The organism is Parasedimentitalea psychrophila (assembly GCF_030285785.1).
Classification (GTDB): Bacteria; Pseudomonadota; Alphaproteobacteria; order Rhodobacterales; family Rhodobacteraceae; genus Parasedimentitalea; species Parasedimentitalea psychrophila.
In genome coordinates, this window is record NZ_CP127247.1 from 765,601 (window position 1) to 783,861 (window position 18,261).

Annotated in this window: 18 protein-coding genes; 4 read left to right on the top strand and 14 right to left on the bottom strand. The window is 61.0% G+C overall.

The features are described 5' to 3' along the window. Position 1 precedes the first annotated feature (1 nt). The 7 genes from QPJ95_RS03695 to QPJ95_RS03725 form a co-directional block, all read right to left on the bottom strand. Positions 2 to 1,177, bottom strand: a complete 1,176-nt coding sequence (locus tag QPJ95_RS03695) for a formate dehydrogenase subunit gamma (RefSeq protein ID WP_270919146.1) — start codon at positions 1,175 to 1,177, stop codon at positions 2 to 4. A gap of 127 nt (positions 1,178 to 1,304) precedes the next feature. Continuing rightward, positions 1,305 to 1,898, bottom strand: coding sequence for a formate dehydrogenase FDH3 subunit beta (gene fdh3B / locus QPJ95_RS03700; RefSeq protein WP_270919106.1), 594 nt, complete (start codon positions 1,896 to 1,898; stop codon positions 1,305 to 1,307). Between the two features lie 12 nt (positions 1,899 to 1,910). Continuing rightward, complete coding sequence (locus QPJ95_RS03705; RefSeq protein ID WP_270919105.1) at positions 1,911 to 4,805, bottom strand: formate dehydrogenase subunit alpha; 2,895 nt, start codon at positions 4,803 to 4,805, stop codon at positions 1,911 to 1,913. A 110-nt stretch (positions 4,806 to 4,915) separates the two neighbouring features. After that, positions 4,916 to 5,107 (bottom strand): twin-arginine translocation signal domain-containing protein, encoded by a 192-nt coding sequence (locus tag QPJ95_RS03710; RefSeq protein ID WP_270919104.1) that lies wholly within the window; start codon positions 5,105 to 5,107, stop codon positions 4,916 to 4,918. A gap of 52 nt (positions 5,108 to 5,159) precedes the next feature. Continuing rightward, positions 5,160 to 5,768 carry a TorD/DmsD family molecular chaperone gene (locus tag QPJ95_RS03715; protein WP_270919103.1) on the bottom strand — a complete coding sequence of 203 codons (609 nt, stop codon included), beginning with the start codon at positions 5,766 to 5,768 and terminating at the stop codon, positions 5,160 to 5,162. Between the two features lie 14 nt (positions 5,769 to 5,782). After that, entirely contained in the window at positions 5,783 to 6,424 is a 642-nt protein-coding gene (locus tag QPJ95_RS03720) for a DUF3306 domain-containing protein (protein WP_270919102.1), read from the bottom strand. After that, entirely contained in the window at positions 6,421 to 6,960 is a 540-nt protein-coding gene (locus tag QPJ95_RS03725) for a DUF3305 domain-containing protein (RefSeq protein WP_270919145.1), read from the bottom strand. Before QPJ95_RS03725 ends, QPJ95_RS03720 begins: the two co-directional genes overlap by 4 nt. 375 nt (positions 6,961 to 7,335) lie before the next feature. On the opposite strand from QPJ95_RS03725, the gene QPJ95_RS03730 reads away from it, so the two are divergent. The 4 genes from QPJ95_RS03730 (at position 7,336) to QPJ95_RS03745 (ending at position 11,728) form a co-directional block, all read left to right on the top strand. Next, a complete protein-coding gene (locus QPJ95_RS03730) occupies positions 7,336 to 9,282 on the top strand; it encodes a 4Fe-4S binding protein (protein ID WP_270919101.1) in 1,947 nt (648 codons plus the stop codon). Between the two features lie 198 nt (positions 9,283 to 9,480). Beyond that, a complete protein-coding gene (locus QPJ95_RS03735) occupies positions 9,481 to 10,548 on the top strand; it encodes an Mrp/NBP35 family ATP-binding protein (RefSeq protein ID WP_270919100.1) in 1,068 nt (355 codons plus the stop codon). Further along, entirely contained in the window at positions 10,545 to 11,249 is a 705-nt protein-coding gene (locus QPJ95_RS03740) for a biotin/lipoate--protein ligase family protein (protein ID WP_270919099.1), read from the top strand. The genes QPJ95_RS03735 and QPJ95_RS03740 overlap by 4 nt, the downstream gene beginning before the upstream one ends. Further along, positions 11,249 to 11,728 carry a DUF6505 family protein gene (locus tag QPJ95_RS03745; RefSeq protein ID WP_270919098.1) on the top strand — a complete coding sequence of 160 codons (480 nt, stop codon included), beginning with the start codon at positions 11,249 to 11,251 and terminating at the stop codon, positions 11,726 to 11,728. The genes QPJ95_RS03740 and QPJ95_RS03745 overlap by 1 nt, the downstream gene beginning before the upstream one ends. Before the next feature lie 77 nt (positions 11,729 to 11,805). Here QPJ95_RS03745 and QPJ95_RS03750 read toward each other — a convergent pair whose 3' ends face one another. The 7 genes from QPJ95_RS03750 to QPJ95_RS03780 form a co-directional block, all read right to left on the bottom strand. Next, positions 11,806 to 12,612: a substrate-binding domain-containing protein gene (locus tag QPJ95_RS03750; RefSeq protein ID WP_270919097.1), complete on the bottom strand. Its 807-nt coding sequence runs from the start codon at positions 12,610 to 12,612 to the stop codon at positions 11,806 to 11,808. Beyond that, complete coding sequence (locus QPJ95_RS03755; RefSeq protein ID WP_270919096.1) at positions 12,609 to 13,319, bottom strand: ATP-binding cassette domain-containing protein; 711 nt, start codon at positions 13,317 to 13,319, stop codon at positions 12,609 to 12,611. Before QPJ95_RS03755 ends, QPJ95_RS03750 begins: the two co-directional genes overlap by 4 nt. Beyond that, positions 13,319 to 14,023 (bottom strand): ABC transporter permease, encoded by a 705-nt coding sequence (locus QPJ95_RS03760; RefSeq protein ID WP_270919095.1) that lies wholly within the window; start codon positions 14,021 to 14,023, stop codon positions 13,319 to 13,321. The genes QPJ95_RS03755 and QPJ95_RS03760 overlap by 1 nt, the downstream gene beginning before the upstream one ends. Positions 14,024 to 14,316: 293 nt before the next feature. After that, positions 14,317 to 15,468 carry an N-acetylglucosamine-6-phosphate deacetylase gene (nagA, locus tag QPJ95_RS03765; RefSeq protein ID WP_270919094.1) on the bottom strand — a complete coding sequence of 384 codons (1,152 nt, stop codon included), beginning with the start codon at positions 15,466 to 15,468 and terminating at the stop codon, positions 14,317 to 14,319. Further along, positions 15,465 to 16,493 carry an SIS domain-containing protein gene (locus QPJ95_RS03770; protein ID WP_270919093.1) on the bottom strand — a complete coding sequence of 343 codons (1,029 nt, stop codon included), beginning with the start codon at positions 16,491 to 16,493 and terminating at the stop codon, positions 15,465 to 15,467. The genes nagA and QPJ95_RS03770 overlap by 4 nt, the downstream gene beginning before the upstream one ends. Positions 16,494 to 16,504: 11 nt before the next feature. Next, a complete protein-coding gene (locus tag QPJ95_RS03775; protein ID WP_270919092.1) occupies positions 16,505 to 17,263 on the bottom strand; it encodes a GntR family transcriptional regulator in 759 nt (252 codons plus the stop codon). Beyond that, entirely contained in the window at positions 17,260 to 18,150 is an 891-nt protein-coding gene (locus QPJ95_RS03780) for a BadF/BadG/BcrA/BcrD ATPase family protein (RefSeq protein WP_270919091.1), read from the bottom strand. The genes QPJ95_RS03775 and QPJ95_RS03780 overlap by 4 nt, the downstream gene beginning before the upstream one ends. Positions 18,151 to 18,261 lie beyond the last annotated feature (111 nt).

Here is an 18,261-nt window from a genome sequence, read left to right on the forward strand (position 1 = left end):
ATCACTCTGGCTTCGGCGGCCCGTTTTGCCCCTGCTGGATCTCTTCCAGCCAAAGACTGTGGTGCTGTTTCGCCCAGGCCTCATCCACTTCGCCGCTGCCCATGGCGTCATAGGCGCCCTCCATACCAACCGAGCCAATGTAGATATGCGCAATGACAATCGCCATCAGCAAAAAGGCCAGGATGGCGTGCCACATTTGCGCCAGCTGCATCTCTTCTTGCGGTGCCATCGTTTCCGACAGCTCGCCAAGCCGCAACAGCCCGGCCAGACCAATATCGTTGGCAAATGCAAAACTCTTGGCAAACAAAGGTAATTCATAGGGGAACAGCAGCGACACACCGGTGAGCGAGATCAAGGCGCCCAACAGGATAACCGACCAGAAGATCACCTTTTGACCGGCGTTGAATTTTTTGGCCGGCGGGTGCTTGCTGCCGACAATGCCTCCGGCCTGGCGGATCCAGACCAGATCCGTGCGATCAGGCAGGTTATGCGCCACCCACATCACAAAAATGATCACCAAGCCGACAATAAAGGCCCAGGCAACAGTGTTGTGCAGCCATTTCCCCAGTTCCAGCAGCGTTGAATTCACCTCTTTGCCCAAATAGGGTATGATCAAGACCCGGCCAAACAAGCTGGTCAATCCGGTGATCCCCAGCAGAATGAACGCACCGCCCAGCAACCAGTGGCCAAAACGCTCAAAGGCCTTGAAACGCATCACCATGCGGCCGGTCTTTTCCCCTTCAATGGCAATCGTGCCGCGCAGCAGATAGAACACCAGCAATAGGGCCATTGTGCCCAGCAGCAACCAGCCGCCATATTGGCGCAGCGGCCCGGCCCGAAACGCCAGCCAACGCAGGCCGCCATCCTGCACCAGAACCGTGGCGACCTCACCGCCAGCCGAGACCCGCACATCAGCCGAGCCATAGCGCAGGCCGCGCCAGAATTCAGGATCTGAAACCCCTCCCCGAGTGCCCAATTGTTGATCCAAAGCGGCGGCTTGGTCAGGGTCGCCGGTATTGTCACGCCGGAAACTGTCATCGACAGCTTCGCCGTTCTGGCGGGCCATGATATCCGCAAGAGTTTGGGCACCGCCAGTGGCAATGCGTTCAGGTGTGGTTTGTGCCGCAACCGGCAAACCCATGATCAGACAAACCATAAGCCAAAGAAGAACGCGCATCTGGTCCTCGACATTCTGTAGATTGAAAAGCATCCGTTTTCTGAAACAGAAAACGGGACGGAATTTTAAAAATTCCGGTTAGTGTGCCACCGGCGGCCGCCACAGCCGCCGGTGTTACTATCCTCGCCTACTCGCCCTTTTGCCGATAGGCAGTGCCCCAACCCCAGGCACCGGCCCCAAAGCCACGGGCGACGATGCGCTCGCGGTAGACCGCAGAGACGGTATCGCCGTCGCCGGCCAACAGGGCCTTGGTCGAGCACATCTCGGCGCAGATCGGCAGCTTGCCTTCGGCGATCCGGTTGCGGCCGTATTTGGCGAACTCGGCGGCCGAATGGTTCTCTTCCGGACCACCGGCGCAGAAGGTGCACTTGTCCATTTTGCCACGGCTGCCGAAATTGCCCGCCTGCGGATACTGCGGCGCGCCAAAGGGGCAGGCGTAGAAACAGTAGCCACAGCCAATGCACAGATCCTTAGAGTGCAGGACCACGCCATCCTCGGTCTGGTAGAAACAATCCACCGGGCAGACCGCCATACAGGGTGCGTCGGAACAATGCATACAGGCGACCGAGATCGACCGCTCGCCTGGCTTGCCATCATTGATGGTCACAACACGGCGGCGGTTGATGCCCCAGGGCACTTCATGCTCGTTCTTACAGGCGGTGACACAGGCGTTGCATTCAATGCAGCGTTCGGCGTCGCAGAGGAACTTCGCTCTTGCCATCTTTCTTTCTCCTTATGCTGCACTGATTTTGCAGAGAGTACATTTTGTCTCCTGCATTTGGGTGACGCTGTCATAGCCATAGGTCTGGGCGGTGTTTGAGCTTTCGCCCAACACGTAAGGCGCAGCCCCGTCGGGATACTTGTCCCGCAGATCCTTGCCTTGAAAATGCCCACCAAAGTGAAACGGCATAAAGGCGACGCCCTCGCCGACCCGCTCCGTCACCATCGCCATCACCTTGACCTTGCCGCCCTCGGGGCTTTCCAGCCAGACCTGCGCACCGTCGCGCACCCCCAGATTATTGGCATCCCGGGTGTTGATCTCGACAAACATGTCCTGCTGCAACTCGGCCAGCCAGGGATTGGAGCGGCTCTCTTCACCGCCGCCCTCATATTCGACCAGCCGGCCAGAGGTGAGAATGAGCGGGAAGTCCTTGGATACGTCTTTCTTCTGGATCGAAGCATACATGGTTGGCAGCCGATAAAACTTACGGTCCTCATATGTTGGATAGTCTTCGACCAGATCGCGCCGGTTGGTGTATAGCGGTTCGCGGTGAACCGGCACCGGATCGGGAAAGGTCCATACAACCGCCCGGGCTTTGGCGTTGCCAAAAGGCGCGCACTCATGCTTGATTGCCACCCGCTGAATACCGCCCGACAGGTCGGTTTTCCAGTTGGTTTTGGGACCGGCAACCGCGTCAATCGACGCCCGTTCCTCGGCGGTCAGATCGCCATCCCAACCCAGATCCATCAGCATCTGCATGGTGAATTCCGGATAGCCGTCCTGGATTTCCGAGTTCACCGAATAGACACCCTCGGCCAGCAGGTTGTCGCCATCCCGTTCCACCCCAAAACGGGCGCGGAAGGTAAGACCCCCCTCAGAGACCGGCTTGGACATGTCATAGAGGTTGGGCGTGCCGGGATGGCCCATCTCGGGAGTGCCCCAACAGGGCCAGGGCAGACCGTAATAGTCCCCATCGGCCGGCCCACCAATCGCCCGCAATGTGGTGCGGTCAAAGGTGTGCTGGTTGGCCATATGCAGCTTCATCCGCTCTGGGCTTTGCCCAGTATAGCCGATGGTCCACAGACCCTTGTTGAACTCACGGGTGATGCTTTCGACGTTTGGCGTGTTTTCGTCTTCCATTTCGATATTGCGGAAGAAGCGATCAGCCCAGCCAAATTTATTCGCAAACATCCCCATGATCTCGTGATCAGGTTTGCTTTCAAACAGCGGATCAACAACCTTGTCACGCCACTGGAATGAGCGGTTTGATGCGGTCACAGAGCCTCGGGTCTCAAACTGGGTACAGGCCGGCAGCAAATAACAGCCATCGGTCCGGTCATGCAAAACAGCCGAGACGGTGGGATACGGGTCGATCACCACCAGCATGTCCAGCTTCTCCATCGCGGTCTTCATTTCCGGCCCACGGGTCTGCGAGTTTGGCGCGTGGCCCCAAAGCACCATCGCCCGCACTTTGTTGGGCTGGTCGATGTTGTCCTTGTCCTCCAGCACCCCGTCGATCCAGCGACTGACCGGAATGCCGGTCAGGTTCTGCAGCGACTTGTCCTTGCCATCTGCGCCCTTCAGCATGTCGAACTGATTGGCCAGCCATTCGGGATCTTCATCCCAAACACGGGCCCAATGCGCCCAGGCCCCTTTCGACAACCCGTAGTAACCCGGCAAAGTATGGCTCAACACGCCAAGATCGGTGGCACCCTGCACGTTGTCGTGGCCGCGGAAGATGTTGGTACCGCCACCGCTGGTGCCCATGTTGCCCAGCGCCAGTTGCAGGATACAATAGGCACGGGTGTTGTTGTTGCCGGTGGTGTGCTGGGTGCCGCCCATACACCAGATCACGGTGCCGGGACGGTTGTTGGCCAATGTGCGGGCCACCCGGCGCAGCTGGGTGCCGGGAACTCCGGTGACGCGTTCGACCTCTTCCGGGGTCCACTTGCGCACTTCGTCTCTGATCTGGTCCATGCCCCAGACACGGGTGCGGATGAACTCTTTGTCTTCCCAGGAATTCTCAAAGATATGGTAGAGAAGACCCCAGACCAGCGCTACATCGGTGCCCGGACGCAGACGCACATATTCGTCGGCATGGGCCGCTGTGCGTGTGAACCGCGGATCACAAACGATCAGTGGCGCGTTGTTCTCCTCTTTGGCCTTCAGGATATGCAGCAGCGAGACCGGATGTGCCTCGGCTGGATTGCCGCCAATGATGAAAATCGCCCTAGAGTTATGGATGTCGTTATAGCTGTTGGTCATGGCGCCATAGCCCCATGTATTGGCAACGCCAGCAACGGTGGTCGAGTGACAGATCCGTGCCTGATGATCGACGTTATTGGTGCCCCAATAGGCCGCGAACTTGCGGAACAGATAGGCCTGCTCATTACTGTGCTTGGCCGAGCCGAGCCAGTAGACACTGTCCGGTCCGCTCTCTTTGCGGATCTGCATCATGCCGTCGCCGATCTCGTTGATCGCCTGCTCCCAGCTGATACGCTTCCACTCGCCACCCTCTTTTTTCATCGGGTACTTCAGGCGGCGTTCGCCGTGCGCATGTTCGCGCACCGCAGCGCCTTTGGCGCAATGGGCGCCCAGGTTGAACGGGCTGTCCCAGCCGGGCTCTTGCCCGATCCAGACACCGTTTTGAACTTCGGCAATCACCGTGCAGCCAACCGAACAATGGGTGCAGATCGATTTCACGGTTTCAACCGCATTGGCTGCAGCAGATTGCGCATTGGCCTGGGTCACCGATCCGCCGGTGGCGCTGATCGCCGTCAACCCACCAATGGCCAGACCAGAACTGCGCAGAAACGCGCGACGGTCAACGGACGTGTCCGCGACCTTGGAGAGGATACTTGTCCGCTGGGGGCGTCTCGCAACCCCGTTGGTCTTTTTCCTAAGCATTATAACCTCCCTTGCGGCCCGTTAATTCGGGCTAGCTGGGTTACTGAAAATCAGCAGGCGGTCGGGCGTCTCGCAACCAGTTGCCTGCAGTGGATCGTGGCGCGCGGTGTTTAGAACCGCAGGCTGTCAAGGTAAGCGCGGGTATGCGCCGTATCCTGCATCTTGGTCGATGACAGGTCGGGCTCTGCGGCCTGCGCCTCGCCCCCGCTCGTTGCGACAGCAACCGCAGCCAGCGGTGCCGTTGTTGCGGCCAGTTTTAGAAAGTCGCGGCGGCTGCTGGCCTCCTCGGTCTTCCGGGTCATGTGAGTTTCCTCCCCACGGGTTGTGGACGGTGGCCCCGTCCGGCTGTGCAGATCACTCTGCGCTCATCCTGTTTCCTTCGGCCTCGATCGCCATGAACACCCGGCCAACCGCCCCCACGGCGGCATAGAGAACCGAGTTATTGGCCGCCTCCAGATCGGAAAAGAAGTGACCGGCCCAAGAGCCGATATGTTTGTTGAAGAAGGTTTTCTGGTCGCCCAGGCTGGCGGGGTCGCCAAAGCGGCCGATAATTAGCGCGCCCATCATTTCCATCAGCGAGGCGATGTTGTCCTCGGGCTCATAGACGTTCTGGGCGCGGGTCATGCCACGTGCCGCCATGTCACGACGCAGTGACGCCAGCGGCTTTTCATTCAGGAAACCGGTCAGATAATAGCTGGCATAGGGCAGCAATTCACCGCGTCCCAAGCCGATGAACAACCTGTTGAACTCGCTCTCGACCGTGCCCGGTTTGGACAGGCTTGCCAGTTTGGCTAAGGCATTGATCGCTATACCCAGCTCGCCATTGTCACCTGACAACCCTGCGGTTTGCTCCAGCAGTATCTGATCCGGCGGCGCCGCCAGCAACAGACCCAGGAAATTATAGAGATCCGCCCGCAAGCGGTCTTCCTCGCTCACGTGAACCTGCGCGGTCATGGCTGTCATCGACGTCTCCTGTGTCATGTCTTGGCCGCCCCCTCGTCAAAGGTGAAACGCATCCGCCGGGGCGGGGGCGGGGCCGAGATCGGGGGCGCCATATAGGCGGGTATTTCAGCGGCCTCGGGTTGCGAAGGTGCTGCGGTCACTTCGGCGGTGAGAGCTTCGGCGGCTGGTTCTGGCTGCTCTGTAACGCTGTCCTCGACGGCCTCGGCTGCCGCTTTGTCAGCCTCCTGCGCCTCCTGCGCCTCGGCCTCTTCGGCAGCTTGGCGGGCCATCTCGTCGACATGAGCCGTCATGCCTTTGCCAACCTGATAGGCGGTCTGAATGTTCTCAACCGCGCAAGCGGCGTCGGTAAAGTCTTCGCCGTAGTCGACCAGCCCATCGACATTGGCCAGCACCGGGTTGCTCAGCCACAGTCGGCGCAGCGCGCGGGTGCGGATGCGGGCCGGAATTGTCTCGGTCAGGAACACGGTGAAATCATCGCCCTCACCCAGGCTGTCCGGGTCGGGCAGCTGCAACTCCGCCAAAAGCTCGGCGTCGCTTTTATCACCCAGTTCAGCGGCGCGCTGCTCGGCCAACGCCACATCCTCGGCGCGGGCATCTGCGACAACCTCGGCCTCGACACCGGCCTTGCGGCGGGCCCAGAAATCACCGCCGCTCATTGCAGCCGCTCTTTCTTGGTCAGCGCGGGCGAGCGGTAGACATCCGCCAGCTGGACAATCCGCGCGTCGCCGATCCCGTCCTCGGTCGCGCCAATATCAGTCTTGTCACGGCGCCGTTTCTTGAACCGCTCGGCGTGATAGTGTTTCTGAGCAAAGTCCCGCACCCAGGCGATCAGCCCATCAGGCATTGGCACTTTCTCGACAATCTCTTCGCTGCTGTCGGCATAATCCTGCGCTTCATAGGGCGAGGCGGTGACCAGCGTCACCTCTAGCGGATGTGGCGTCATCTCACTGTCGCGCAACACCACATAGACACAGGGGGGACTGGTGCTGAGCCCATGCAGATAGGCCTCAGCATCGGCGCCGTGCAGTTCCAGCGGCAGGGTTGCGGCGTGAAAGTCACTGACCCCGGCCTCGTGGCGCAGCAACAGCCAACGCGCCTCGGCGGCACCGGGCAGAACAGCAATCGCTTTCCACGCGTATTTTGCCCATGGGGTCACCCCCGGCGCCCGTCGCAGGACGACGCCCATCGGCATAACATCGAATTTGTCTGGGTTGTGGATCACGCGTCGATGGCCCCGTTGATCTGAATTACCCAGTCAGGTTGCAACGATAGGTTCCTGTTTCCAAAGCTGGAAATGCGGGTTTTGCAGGAATTTGTTCGATCGGGACAAATTGGGGTGTCCATCTAACGATCACGTAACGGTCCGGTCGTTTTGTCTAATTCGACTAAATCGCTCAACAAATTGAAATTTGCCCGAAACCCCGAATCACCCTCGATGTTTCAGAGCTCTCTAGCCCCAGTCGCCGCCGTAAAACAGGTTTACGAGACCCGCGAATCGTGGCTAGCTTGAGGCCCGGACAGGGGTGAAACCGCCTCTTTCACCAGCCTGTTTACAAGCGAGGACAATATGGGTAAGCAACTGATTATATGTGATTGTTCAGGGTCTCAACAGATCGACACCACGGCTCTTTCGCGGGCCACTGGGATCCCTTGCCCAAAGCTGCACAGCGCCCTTTGCACCGGTGAAATTGAGGCTGCGGCCGGGGCAATCGCAGATGGAGAGGCAATAATTTGCTGTGCTCAGGAGCAAAGCCTTTTTGAGCAACTAGCGGCTGAAATTGGCGCCCCTGCACCTGTTTGCCTGGACCTGCGGGACCGGGCCGGATGGACCGCCGATACCGGCGATACACTACCCAAAATGTCCGCATTGACCGCCGAGGCCGGTCTGCCTGTCGCCGCCGCCAAAAGTATCGACGTGATCTCGGAAGGGGTCTGCCTGATCCTGGGGCCTGCTGAGATCGCGCTGGCGGCGGCGGAAAAGCTGCAGGATGTATTGGCCGTTACCGTGCTACTCAACGAGACAGCCAGGCCACCAATGACGCGGGCCTTTGAGGCTGTGCGGGGTCGCCTGAAACGCGCCTCGGGGGCGTTGGGGCAATTCGATGTGACCATTGACGCCTTTCAGCAGTTGACCCCTGGGGGCCGACAGTGGGGCTGGAGCACGCCGCGAGATGGCGGCCAGTCAAACTGCGATATCATTCTGGACCTGAGCGGCGAAGCCTCCCTTTTCCCGGCGCCGGAAAAACGGATCGGCTATCTGCGCGGCGACCCCCGGCATGCGCCTTCGGTCGCCGATGCGCTGCTGCAAGCCGCACAGCTAGTCGGAACATTTGAGAAGCCGCTATATGTTCGCAACCAGCCTCTCCTGTGTGCCCACTCCCGCGCTGACCAGACAGGCTGTCGCAAGTGTCTGGATATCTGCCCCACCGGCGCCATCAGCGCCAGTGGGGATCATGTCAGCATCGACCCGATGATCTGTGCCGGCTGCGGCTCCTGCGCGACCCTGTGCCCCTCTGGCGCACTAACCTATGACGCGCCCCCCACCGACAGCCTGATGCGCCGCATTCAAACTCTGGCAACCGCATTTCTTGGCGCGGGTGGCATCGCGCCACGTCTCTTGGTGGTGAATGGCCATGGCGGTGAGATGATCCGCTATGCGGCGCGCTATGGCACCGGCTTGCCCGCCAATGTCATACCGCTGGAACTTGAGGCCCTGAACCGTTTTGGCCATGCCGAAATTCTGGCCGCGCTTGCCGCCGGATTTGCCTGGGTGGATATCCTGCTGGCACCCGGCATTGAACAGGATGTACTGGAGCGCGAAGTGGCGCTGGCCAATGCGATCAGTGGCGAAAAATCGGCGCTGCTGGACCATTTCGACCCGGACGCGCTGAGCGAGACACTGTTTGGCGCAGCGGTTCCCACCGCCCTTGCTGACGTGGTGCGCCCACTGGGCAACCGCCGCCAAATCACCCGGCAAGCCGCCAAGGCCTTGACCCCCGGCACCGCAGTGCTGCCACTGCCCGCAGAGGCCCCTTACGGTGCGGTGCTGGTCGATACCAGCGCCTGCACCCTGTGCCTGTCCTGCGTATCGCTGTGCCCGTCAGGGGCTCTGGGGGACAATCCAGACCTGCCGCAATTGCGCTTTCAAGAGGACGCCTGCCTGCAATGCGGCCTCTGCGCCAATATCTGCCCCGAGGACGCGATCACCTATGAACCACGCCTGAATCTGGCCGACAGCGCCCTGTCACAGGTGGTATTGCACGAGGAAGAACCCTGCGCCTGCGTCGAATGCGGCGCTTTGTTCGGGGTCAAATCAACCGTCGACAAAATTGTCGGTATGCTGGCCGACAAGCACGCCATGTTCCAAGGGTCAGAGGCAGCCCGGATGATCCGGATGTGCGACAAATGCCGTGTCAACGCTCAGCACCACCAGGAAAATGCGCCCTTCAGAGGCGCTGATCGACCGCGGGTACGGACCACGGATGACTATCTCAGCAAGCGTCGCGATCACTGATGCTGCCAGGGGGTCCGCAAATCATTCCAGCCCGGACTGCCCACCGCACTGGCCTGTCATCTGGCCTGTCATCTGGCCGTGCAATCGGGACAAAACTCAGGCAGACATACATTATCAAATCAGACGGGTGATGCGAAATGGCAAAAAAACCAAGGCCAGTTCGTCAAACACCCCCCTACCCATAGGAGCAAGGCCAACGTGTCTCTCACCCGTGAAACCGTCCTCGCCGCGTTGAAAACCATCTCTGACCCGATCAGCGGTGAAGACATCGTTGGCGCTGGCATCATGCGCGCTCTGACCGTAGAGGGCGCCGAGGTGCGCTTTGTCCTCGAAATTGACCCCGCCCAGGCCGAGGCCTACGGCCCGGTACGCGACGGCGCCGAAAAAGTGGTGTCGGCGCTTGCAGGGGTCGACAAGGTCTCGGCGCTGCTGACCGGGCATGCCGCCAAGGCGCCGCCGCCGGACCTGAAACCAGGCAAACCAGCCCAGCCGCAGGGGCCGCAGAAAATCCCCGGCGTCGATCGCATCATCGCGGTGGCTTCGGGCAAGGGCGGCGTTGGCAAATCCACCGTCTCGGCCAACCTGGCCTGTGCTCTGGCGGCTCAGGGCCGCCGCGTCGGGTTGCTGGATGCGGATGTCTACGGCCCGTCCCAGCCTCGCATGCTGGGTATCTCGGGGCGCCCGGCCAGCCCGGATGGCAAGACCATTCTGCCAATGCGAAACCACGGCGTCACCATGATGTCGATGGGCCTTATGACCAACGAGGGTCAGGCCGTGGTCTGGCGCGGCCCGATGCTGATGGGGGCGCTGCAGCAGATGATGATGCAGGTGCAGTGGGGGGCTTTGGACGTGCTCATCGTCGATCTGCCGCCGGGGACCGGTGACGTGCAGATGACACTGGCGCAAAAGGCCGAAGTCGACGGTGCAATCATTGTGTCAACGCCGCAGGACATCGCCCTGATCGACGCCCGCAAAGGCATCGACATGTTCAATCAGCTGCACGTGCCGATCCTTGGCATGATCGAAAACATGTCCACTCACATTTGCTCCAACTGCGGCCATGAGGAGCATATTTTTGGCCATGGAGGCGTCGCCGCTGAGGCCGCCAAACTGAACGTTCCCCTGCTGGCCGAAGTGCCGCTTCACCTGGATGTGCGGCTGGCCTCGGACAGCGGCGCGCCGATTGTGGTCGCCAAACCCGACAGCCCTCAGGCACAGGTGTTTCACGCCATCGCCCGGACATTGGTTGACCGGGGCGCCGCATGATCCAGGTCACCTTGCCTCCCTTGCTGTCCGGCCATCCGGTCAAGGGTCAGGAAGACCCGTTCGACACCGCCTGCAAAAAGGCAATTCTGGGCTGTGACAGCGGTTTGATGACCTACAACCTGGCCGCCGACAGCCTGGCTGCGGCGCTGGTCTTTGCCCCCGAGGTGCCCCTACGTCAGGCCATGGCGATGTTGCCCACCTGCGGTGTCGGCTTCCAGAACGCACTCGGGGCGCTGGCGCCGCCCGAAGTGGCGGTGCATCTGGAGTGGCAGGGGCAAATGCGCATCAATGGCGCCCGCTGCGGCGCCCTGCGCTGCGCCGCCAGCAGCACCGATGCCGACACCATCCCCGATTGGCTGGTGATTGGCCTGCAATTGCCGCTCTGGCCCAGCTCCCAGGACGGCGGCGACACACCGGATAACACCGCGCTCTACGGCGAAGGCTGCGCCGAGGTCAAAGCCCCGGCGCTGCTGGAAAGCTGGGCCCGCCACAGCCTGCACTGGATCACCCGCTGGGAAAACGGTGACCGCCAGGCCCTGCACGCCGCATGGCGCGGCCTTGCCTGGGGCACCGGCGAAGACACTGTGCAGGTCGGCCTGTCCGGAACATTCCTTGGTATCGACGAAGACTTCGGCATGCTGCTGCGGGCTGGCGACACCACCCACCTGATCCCCCTGACCTCTCTGCTGGAGACCCCCTGATGCAGCTCGCCCGTGCCATCCATCTCGACGACAGCGACCAACGTGTCTTTGCCAGCCAGGCCCGCACCGGCGAATGGTGCATCTCGGGTGGCTTTGAATTCTCCAACTGGGGCGAGTCCGACCTGATCGGCAAGCCGCGCCAGGCCTTTGCCAATGGCTGGATTGGCTTGGAAACCGCAGGCCGGGTTACCTTTGTCGCGGTCACCCGGATTGAACCGGAGGAATTCGACCGGCTGACCGATATGCTGGCGCAGCATTTTGTAAACTTCTACGGCGCCCCCAACCTTGAGGCCGCGCGCCCGTTTGCCACCGAGGAACTGCTGCAAATGCGCGACCTCTGCGCCACCCATGCGCCGAACACACTGCTCACGGTGTCGCGCCAGCTCACCGCTGCCGGTGTCAAAGAGGCGTTTCGGGTGATCGAGCCACAGCAGGCCGGGCTGGACCAGTTCGCGATCCACGGCGACATCGCGGGCTGAACCTTCTTCTTGTCTGAAATACCTCGGGGTCCGGGGCAGCGCCCCGGCAGCTCCCCGGCTCCACCAGATCCAAAGGCCTATTTCTGGGCGCCATTGAACACAAACAGTGTCTCACCCTTGATCTGATAGGTATCAATAAGCACCCTGGCGCGATCGGACACCAGCCAGATCTCCAAGGCCGCCGCCAGGGCGCTCTTCACATGGGGATGTTTGGCTGGGTTCACCGGGATATAGCTATACTGGTTGAACAAAACCGGATCGCCTGCAAACAACAGCTGCAGATCTGCTTTATTGCCAAAATTCAGCCAACTGGCCCGATCTGCCAGGATATAGCCATTCAGCCCCGAGGCGGTGTTCAGCGCCGCTCCCATTCCCGCCCCAACAGAGGTATACCACGCGCCAAATTCCTCCACATCCAGCGCCGCTGAGGCCCAAAGGCTCAGCTCCTTTTTATGGGTGCCACTGTCGTCGCCACGGCTGACAAACACCGCCTCAGCCGCTGATATCTTTTGCAGGGCTTCGGCGGCATCACCAGCCGTTCCAATGCCCGCAGCATCGCCGCCGGGGCCGACAAAGACAAAATCATTATACATGATTTCACGTCGGTGGGTGCCGTTGCCGCCTGCCAGAAATTTTTCTTCTGCAGCCTTTGAGTGGACCAGAATGGCGTCCACATCACCGGCCTCGCCCAATCTTAGCGCCTGGCCAGTGCCCACCACCAGCAGCTGCACATCGAGGCCAAGATCGGCCTGAATGGCCGGCAGCAATACCTCCGACAGCCCCGAGTTGTGGAACGAGGTGGTCACCGCCAGTTTCATCTCTTCAGCCAGCGATGCGGTGGCCAATGTGAGCGCCGCAACCGCGCCCATCAACGTCCGTTTCATTCGACAATATCCCCCCTCAGAAACGCCCGGCCCTGTTGGGTCGCGGGTCTGGCAAAAAACACCTCTGCCGGTGAAAATTCATGTATTTTGCCATGCAGCACAAATATGACCTCATCGGCCAGTCTCTGTGCCTGTCCCATGTTATGGGTCGACATGATCAGCCGGGTGCCATTGGCCGCAGCCCGGGTCAGGATTTCTTCGATCTCACGGGTGGCGCGGCCATCCAGAGAGGCGCAGGGCTCGTCCAGGAACAGCACCTGCGGATCGCGGATCAAGGCCCGCGCCAATGCCAGCTTTTGCCGCTCGCCGCCGGACAGTATTGTGGCCTGCTGTTTCAGCGCATGGCCCAGACCGACCTGCCCGGCCCAGTCCTGCGCCCGCAGTCGGGCCTCAGCTTTTGCAACGCCAATCAGGCGCAGAGGATAGGCAATATTCTCTAGCACCGAGCGCCGCATCATCACTGGCGCCTGAAACACAAACCCCTGGTGTTTGCGCGCCTCCACCGTCGGGCAGGCCCAGTTCAGGCTGCCGCCGTTCAAGCGGACGATCCCATGCAGCATCTTCAGCAGCGAGGTTTTCCCGGCCCCGTTGGGACCAATGACAATGGTCACCCCCTGGCCTTGCAAGGTCAGGTCAATCGGCCCGGCCAGCACCTTGCCCTGACGCCGCACCACCGCCTGCTTTGCTTTCAGCGGGAACATCTGCATCACCAGCGCCCCTCGCTCTCGGTGTGGCTAAGCCGGTGGATCATCAGATTCACTGCGACCGCCAGGGCAATCAGCACAAAGCCCAGCGCCAGAGCCAGCGCAAAATCACCCTTACCGGTCTCCAAGGCAATCGCCGTCGTCAGCACACGGGTTGCATGGTCGATATTGCCGCCAACGATCATAATCGCCCCGACCTCGCCAATGGCGCGACCGAACCCCGCCAGCGCCGCCGTCAACAGCGCCCGTCGACCATCCCAGAGCAACGCCTGAATGCGCTGAAACTGGGTGGTATTCAAAGAGATCAGCAGGTCGTGGTAATCGCCCCACAATTCCCGCAGGGATTGATGCGCGATCGAGGCAATCAGCGGCACAATGATGATCACTTGGGCAATAATCATTGCGGTTGGCGTGAACAGCAGCCCAAACACCCCAAATGGCCCGGACCGGGACAGAAACACATAGACCACAAGCCCAACCACCACCGGCGGCAATCCCATCAGCGCATTCAGCACAGCAATGGTCATGCGGCGCAGGCGAAACCGGCGCACCACCAGAAAGGCCGCAAACGGCAGCGCAAGTACAGAGGCCACCAGCAGCGCCGTCAAAGTCACCCGTAGCGACCGCAGGCTGATCTCGACCAGATCAGCATCCATCGTCGCCAGCAGCCAAAAGGCCTGTGTCAATCCTCCCCACAAGTCAGACATCGAATATAGATTTCTCCTGGCAGGGGTCACGGTTTTCGGCAGTGTAACACGGGTGTTGCCAGATCCAAATCACAGCATCAGACCTAGCAATAGGCAAAAACGACCAACCCTGCCCAAAAGGTCAGATTGGCCCTCAAAAACACCCCCTGCTGAGATGGCGGGTCACATTGTACCGGGCGGGTACGGCTGTCTCTGAGTTTTGCTCAATTTCCCCGAAGAATGGCAATCACTGGCGGTCAGTGTAGCGCTAAAACCACCTGCTTGCCCTCCCCACGATGGCAGAGCCGCACAAATCAGACCGGGCAGCCGCGCTGCCAAACCGTTTGGATCTGCAGTGCCGCGTTCAAGTGCAGCACATCTGCCTGCCGCCCCGCGGCCAGAGAGCCCAGATGTGCCGCTCCAATCAGCGCAGCGGGAACCTCACCGGCCATAGCCAGAGCCTGCTCCAAAGAGAGCCCGCACATTTCAACTAGATTGCCCACAGCACTTGCCAGCTCCAGATGGGCCCCGGCCAGAGTGCCATCAGCAAGGCTCAGCCGGTTGCCGCTGCGGTGTATCTGGCGCCCGTTCAGGCTGAAACTCTCGATCTCCGACCCGGCAGTGGCCATAGCATCGCTGACCAGAAAAATCTGCCCCGGTCCGCATTTTGCCTGTAACGCCAGAGACATACTGGCAGGATGCACATGGATCCCATCGGCAATCAGACCGGCAGATAACCCACCCAAGGCAAGCGCCGCACCAACGGTACCGGGCTCGCGTCCAGTGATCTGGCTTTGGGCGTTGAACAGATGAGTGACACAGCGGGCGCCGGCCTTGGCCGCGGCCGCGCAGGTGTCAAAATCTGCCTCTGTATGCCCCAGCGACACCAGAACACCGGCACCGCTCAGGGTCGCAATCTGGGCATTGGTGACGGTTTCAGGGGCAACGGTAATCTTCAAGACAGGCAGCCGCGACGCGGCCTGCAACAACAGCTCCAAATCGGTATCGCTCATCGGGCGGATCAAGGCTGCATCATGGGCGCCCTTACGGGCCTTGGACAAATGCGGCCCCTCCAGATGCAGGCCCAGAATCCCCGGTACGTCGGCGGCCAGCGCCGCCTCGACCGCCCTGATGGCAGCTTGCACATGTCCGGGAGTATCGGTGATCAGGGTTGGCAGAATAGAGGTGGCGCCGATTGCGGCATGGGCCTGCGCAATTGTCCGCAGAGTAGCCAAATCCTGGGTATCGTTCAGCATCACCCCGCCGCCACCATTGACCTGAAGATCGACAAATCCGGGCACCAGATAGCCGCCAGCCAGATCAATTTCAACGGCCTCGGGGGGCACCTGCTGATCCGAGACGATGCCCTCCAGCCGCGCCCCGCGCAGTAGCAGCACTTTATCCCGGCAGAACTGCCCGCCCTCCAGTATCGATGCTCCCTTCAGTGCGGTCAGCTGCTTCTTCATACCGTTTCCGTCACTTTCTTCAGATGCCGTGGCGCATCGGGATCGACCCCGCGCGATGTGGCTAAGGCCTCGACCATCGAGTAAAACGAAACGATCAGCGGCAGCGGGTCGGTCAGCCCATGATCACTGCGGATATGGTCAATGCAGGTGGCGCCCTGCACCTTGGCGGTGGTGGCAAAAACCCGCGCGCCCTTACTGGCAATTTGATCGGCGACCTCTGCAAGCGCGCTTTCGGCGCCGTCCCCCGCAGCAAACCCCAGCACCGGAAACCCTGGCCCAACGATCGACACCGGCCCGTGCAGCACCTCAGCCGAAGAATAGCTTTCCGCGTGCAACTGGCAGGTCTCCTTGAACTTCAACGCCGCTTCGTTGGACACCGCAACAACAGGTCCCCGTCCCAAAGTGAACAGCGATTGCTGCCCGCCGATGGCGTCCCGCACCTCGGGCCAGTTGATCCTTGCGGCAGAGGCCAACTGCCCTGGCAGCGCCCGGATCGCCGCCAGCAGTTCTGCGTCTTGTTTCCATTCGGCCAGCAACCACAGCCCGGCAACCGCCGAGGTCACAAATGTCTTGGTGGCGGCAACACTCAGCTCGGGTCCGGCCTGGATATCAATGGACTGGGCGCTGAGCCTGGCCAGCGGCGAGGTCGCATCATTGGTCAGTGCAACAGTCAGGGCACCATCGCGCCCGGCGCTGCGCGTCATGGCCACAATATCCGGGCTCTGCCCCGACTGCGACACCGCCAGACTAAGGCCGCGGTTCAGGTTGAGGCGAGCGTCATAGACCGAGGCAACCGACGGCCCGACCGAAGCAACCGGCACCCCCAGCAACAGTTCCGACGCATATTTCACATAGGTGCATACATGGTCCGAGGATCCGCGTGCAACGGTCGTGAGAAACGCCGGGTCCAGCTCCCTGGCCACAGCAGCAACCCGAGCGATATCCGCTGCGCCCAGGGTGAGCAGCCGGTCTACGGCCTCTGGGATTTCATCAATTTCGCGGCGCATTTTGGTGTTCTGGGTCATACTGTCAGGTCCTATTGGTCGGCCAGCCGCAACTCAGCCACAAAATCATAAGCATCGCCGCGATAGATAGAGCGGGTGAACTCGACCACCCGGCGGTTGGGCAGATACGAGGTGCGCGCGATGCGCAGGCCGGCCGCGCCGGGTTCTACCCCCAACAACTTGGCATCCTCGCCCCCCAGATTTATCGCCGAAATCCGTTGCAGGGCGCGCACCGGACGGTTGCCGCTGGCCTCCAGCACCTTATACAAAGAGGTTTCCACCTGCAGCGGATTGGGCAGGATATCCACCGGCAACGAGGCCCTCTCGATCGCCATAGGCCGGTTATCAGCCCGGCGTAGTCGCTCCACCCTGGCAACCGATTCACCCGGCGACAGGGCCAGCACCATTTCCTCTTCGGGCGATGGCATATGAATTCCACGCCCCAACCACTCACTGGAGGAACTCAAGCCGCGCCGCACCATGTCCTCGGTAAAGGAGGTCAGCAGGGACAGGGATTGTTCAACCTTTGGCGGCGCGTCTGAGACAAAACTGCCAGAGCCCTGGCGCTGAACAACGATGCCGCGATCCACCAGATCCTGCATCGCGCGACGCACCGTGACGCGCGACAAACCGGTCAGGCTTGCGATCTCACGCTCGGCCGGCAGGGGCGCGCCTTTGGGTAATAACCCATCCTGAATGGCCGCCTCGATCCTTGAGCGCAGCCGCACATAACGAGGGCCAGTCACGTCATCCAGCCACTCTCCGGGTTTAAAGAGGTCATCAGCGGTCATATCTGTTCCTGCCAGATCTGCATCGCAAAGCGACGCGCCAATTCCAACGCACCATCCAGCGCCTCGCCCTGAGGGGCCATCATGCCGGATGAAATTTCCGGCGGCAGGAAATCAACGTAATGCGCAGCAACGCCACCGATCGCACACAGGCACTCCCCCGGCTGACGGCCCAGCGCCACCAGCGCCTTGCAGATATAATCCGCCCCGGCGGCCATCAGGATACGCCCGGCGGCATCACCGGACTTTGCCGCCCGCACCACCTGCGGCGCATAAACGCCATAGTCGGCGGGCTGGGCCGCAACTGTAAACCGCACGATCTGGGCCGCATCATGCTGGAATTCACCCAGACAAGCCTCAACCAGATCGCTGCTACCCTCCACCCCGTCCAGCACCAGCAGCGCCCGGAGCAACAGCTCTTTGCCCAGCCAACCGGCCGAAGCCTGATCCCCCAGCACAGCGCCATAGCCGCCGACAAAGGCAACGGTCTCGCCGCATTGACGCGCCAAGAAAGAGCCGGTGCCAATCCCGATCAAACAGCCGGACCGCAGACCCAAAGCACCGACCACCGCAGCCCGGCGATCATCTTCGATCTGAACATGGCGACAGGGTAACTTGTCAGCCACCAATCGCGCCGAACCCGCATCCGTCACCCCGGCCAGCCCCGCATAAAGCGGGATGTCAGCCAGTTGTGCCATATTGAGACCAGCCTGCGCGGCCAGCTCAGCAAGCCCGGAGGTCAACGTCTCTATCGCCGCATCAGGTGCGGAGAAAACATTGGCACTGCCGCGCCGGACAGTCACCATTCCCCCCGGCGCATTCAGCGCAAACCGGCACGAGGTGCCGCCGCCATCAATGGCAATATAGGGCCTATGCAGTGAATCGCTCATAAAATACCTATACAATACCTTTGAGCGAAATAAAAGAGCCGCACCAAAGCCAATTTTCCGATTATCGTCGAAACCAAGCCAAATATCACCCAAACCAAGCCAGAAACCGAT

What these genes read in the sequence shown, in the direction of transcription:
- QPJ95_RS03695 (WP_270919146.1), bottom strand. Translation starts at nt 1,177, where the DNA reads ATGCGCGTTCTTCTTTGGCTTATGGTTTGTCTGATCATGGGTTTGCCG.
- QPJ95_RS03705 (WP_270919105.1), bottom strand. Translation starts at nt 4,805, where the DNA reads ATGCTTAGGAAAAAGACCAACGGGGTTGCGAGACGCCCCCAGCGGACA.
- QPJ95_RS03720 (WP_270919102.1), bottom strand. Translation starts at nt 6,424, where the DNA reads ATGAGCGGCGGTGATTTCTGGGCCCGCCGCAAGGCCGGTGTCGAGGCC.
- nagA (WP_270919094.1), bottom strand. Translation starts at nt 15,468, where the DNA reads ATGAAGAAGCAGCTGACCGCACTGAAGGGAGCATCGATACTGGAGGGC.
- QPJ95_RS03725 (WP_270919145.1), bottom strand. Translation starts at nt 6,960, where the DNA reads ATGCCGATGGGCGTCGTCCTGCGACGGGCGCCGGGGGTGACCCCATGG.
- QPJ95_RS03780 (WP_270919091.1), bottom strand. Translation starts at nt 18,150, where the DNA reads ATGAGCGATTCACTGCATAGGCCCTATATTGCCATTGATGGCGGCGGC.
- QPJ95_RS03710 (WP_270919104.1), bottom strand. Translation starts at nt 5,107, where the DNA reads ATGACCCGGAAGACCGAGGAGGCCAGCAGCCGCCGCGACTTTCTAAAA.
- QPJ95_RS03730 (WP_270919101.1), top strand. Translation starts at nt 7,336, where the DNA reads ATGGGTAAGCAACTGATTATATGTGATTGTTCAGGGTCTCAACAGATC.
- QPJ95_RS03715 (WP_270919103.1), bottom strand. Translation starts at nt 5,768, where the DNA reads ATGACAGCCATGACCGCGCAGGTTCACGTGAGCGAGGAAGACCGCTTG.
- QPJ95_RS03770 (WP_270919093.1), bottom strand. Translation starts at nt 16,493, where the DNA reads ATGACCCAGAACACCAAAATGCGCCGCGAAATTGATGAAATCCCAGAG.
- QPJ95_RS03745 (WP_270919098.1), top strand. Translation starts at nt 11,249, where the DNA reads ATGCAGCTCGCCCGTGCCATCCATCTCGACGACAGCGACCAACGTGTC.
- QPJ95_RS03740 (WP_270919099.1), top strand. Translation starts at nt 10,545, where the DNA reads ATGATCCAGGTCACCTTGCCTCCCTTGCTGTCCGGCCATCCGGTCAAG.
- QPJ95_RS03760 (WP_270919095.1), bottom strand. Translation starts at nt 14,023, where the DNA reads ATGTCTGACTTGTGGGGAGGATTGACACAGGCCTTTTGGCTGCTGGCG.
- QPJ95_RS03755 (WP_270919096.1), bottom strand. Translation starts at nt 13,319, where the DNA reads ATGCAGATGTTCCCGCTGAAAGCAAAGCAGGCGGTGGTGCGGCGTCAG.
- QPJ95_RS03775 (WP_270919092.1), bottom strand. Translation starts at nt 17,263, where the DNA reads ATGACCGCTGATGACCTCTTTAAACCCGGAGAGTGGCTGGATGACGTG.
- fdh3B (WP_270919106.1), bottom strand. Translation starts at nt 1,898, where the DNA reads ATGGCAAGAGCGAAGTTCCTCTGCGACGCCGAACGCTGCATTGAATGC.
- QPJ95_RS03750 (WP_270919097.1), bottom strand. Translation starts at nt 12,612, where the DNA reads ATGAAACGGACGTTGATGGGCGCGGTTGCGGCGCTCACATTGGCCACC.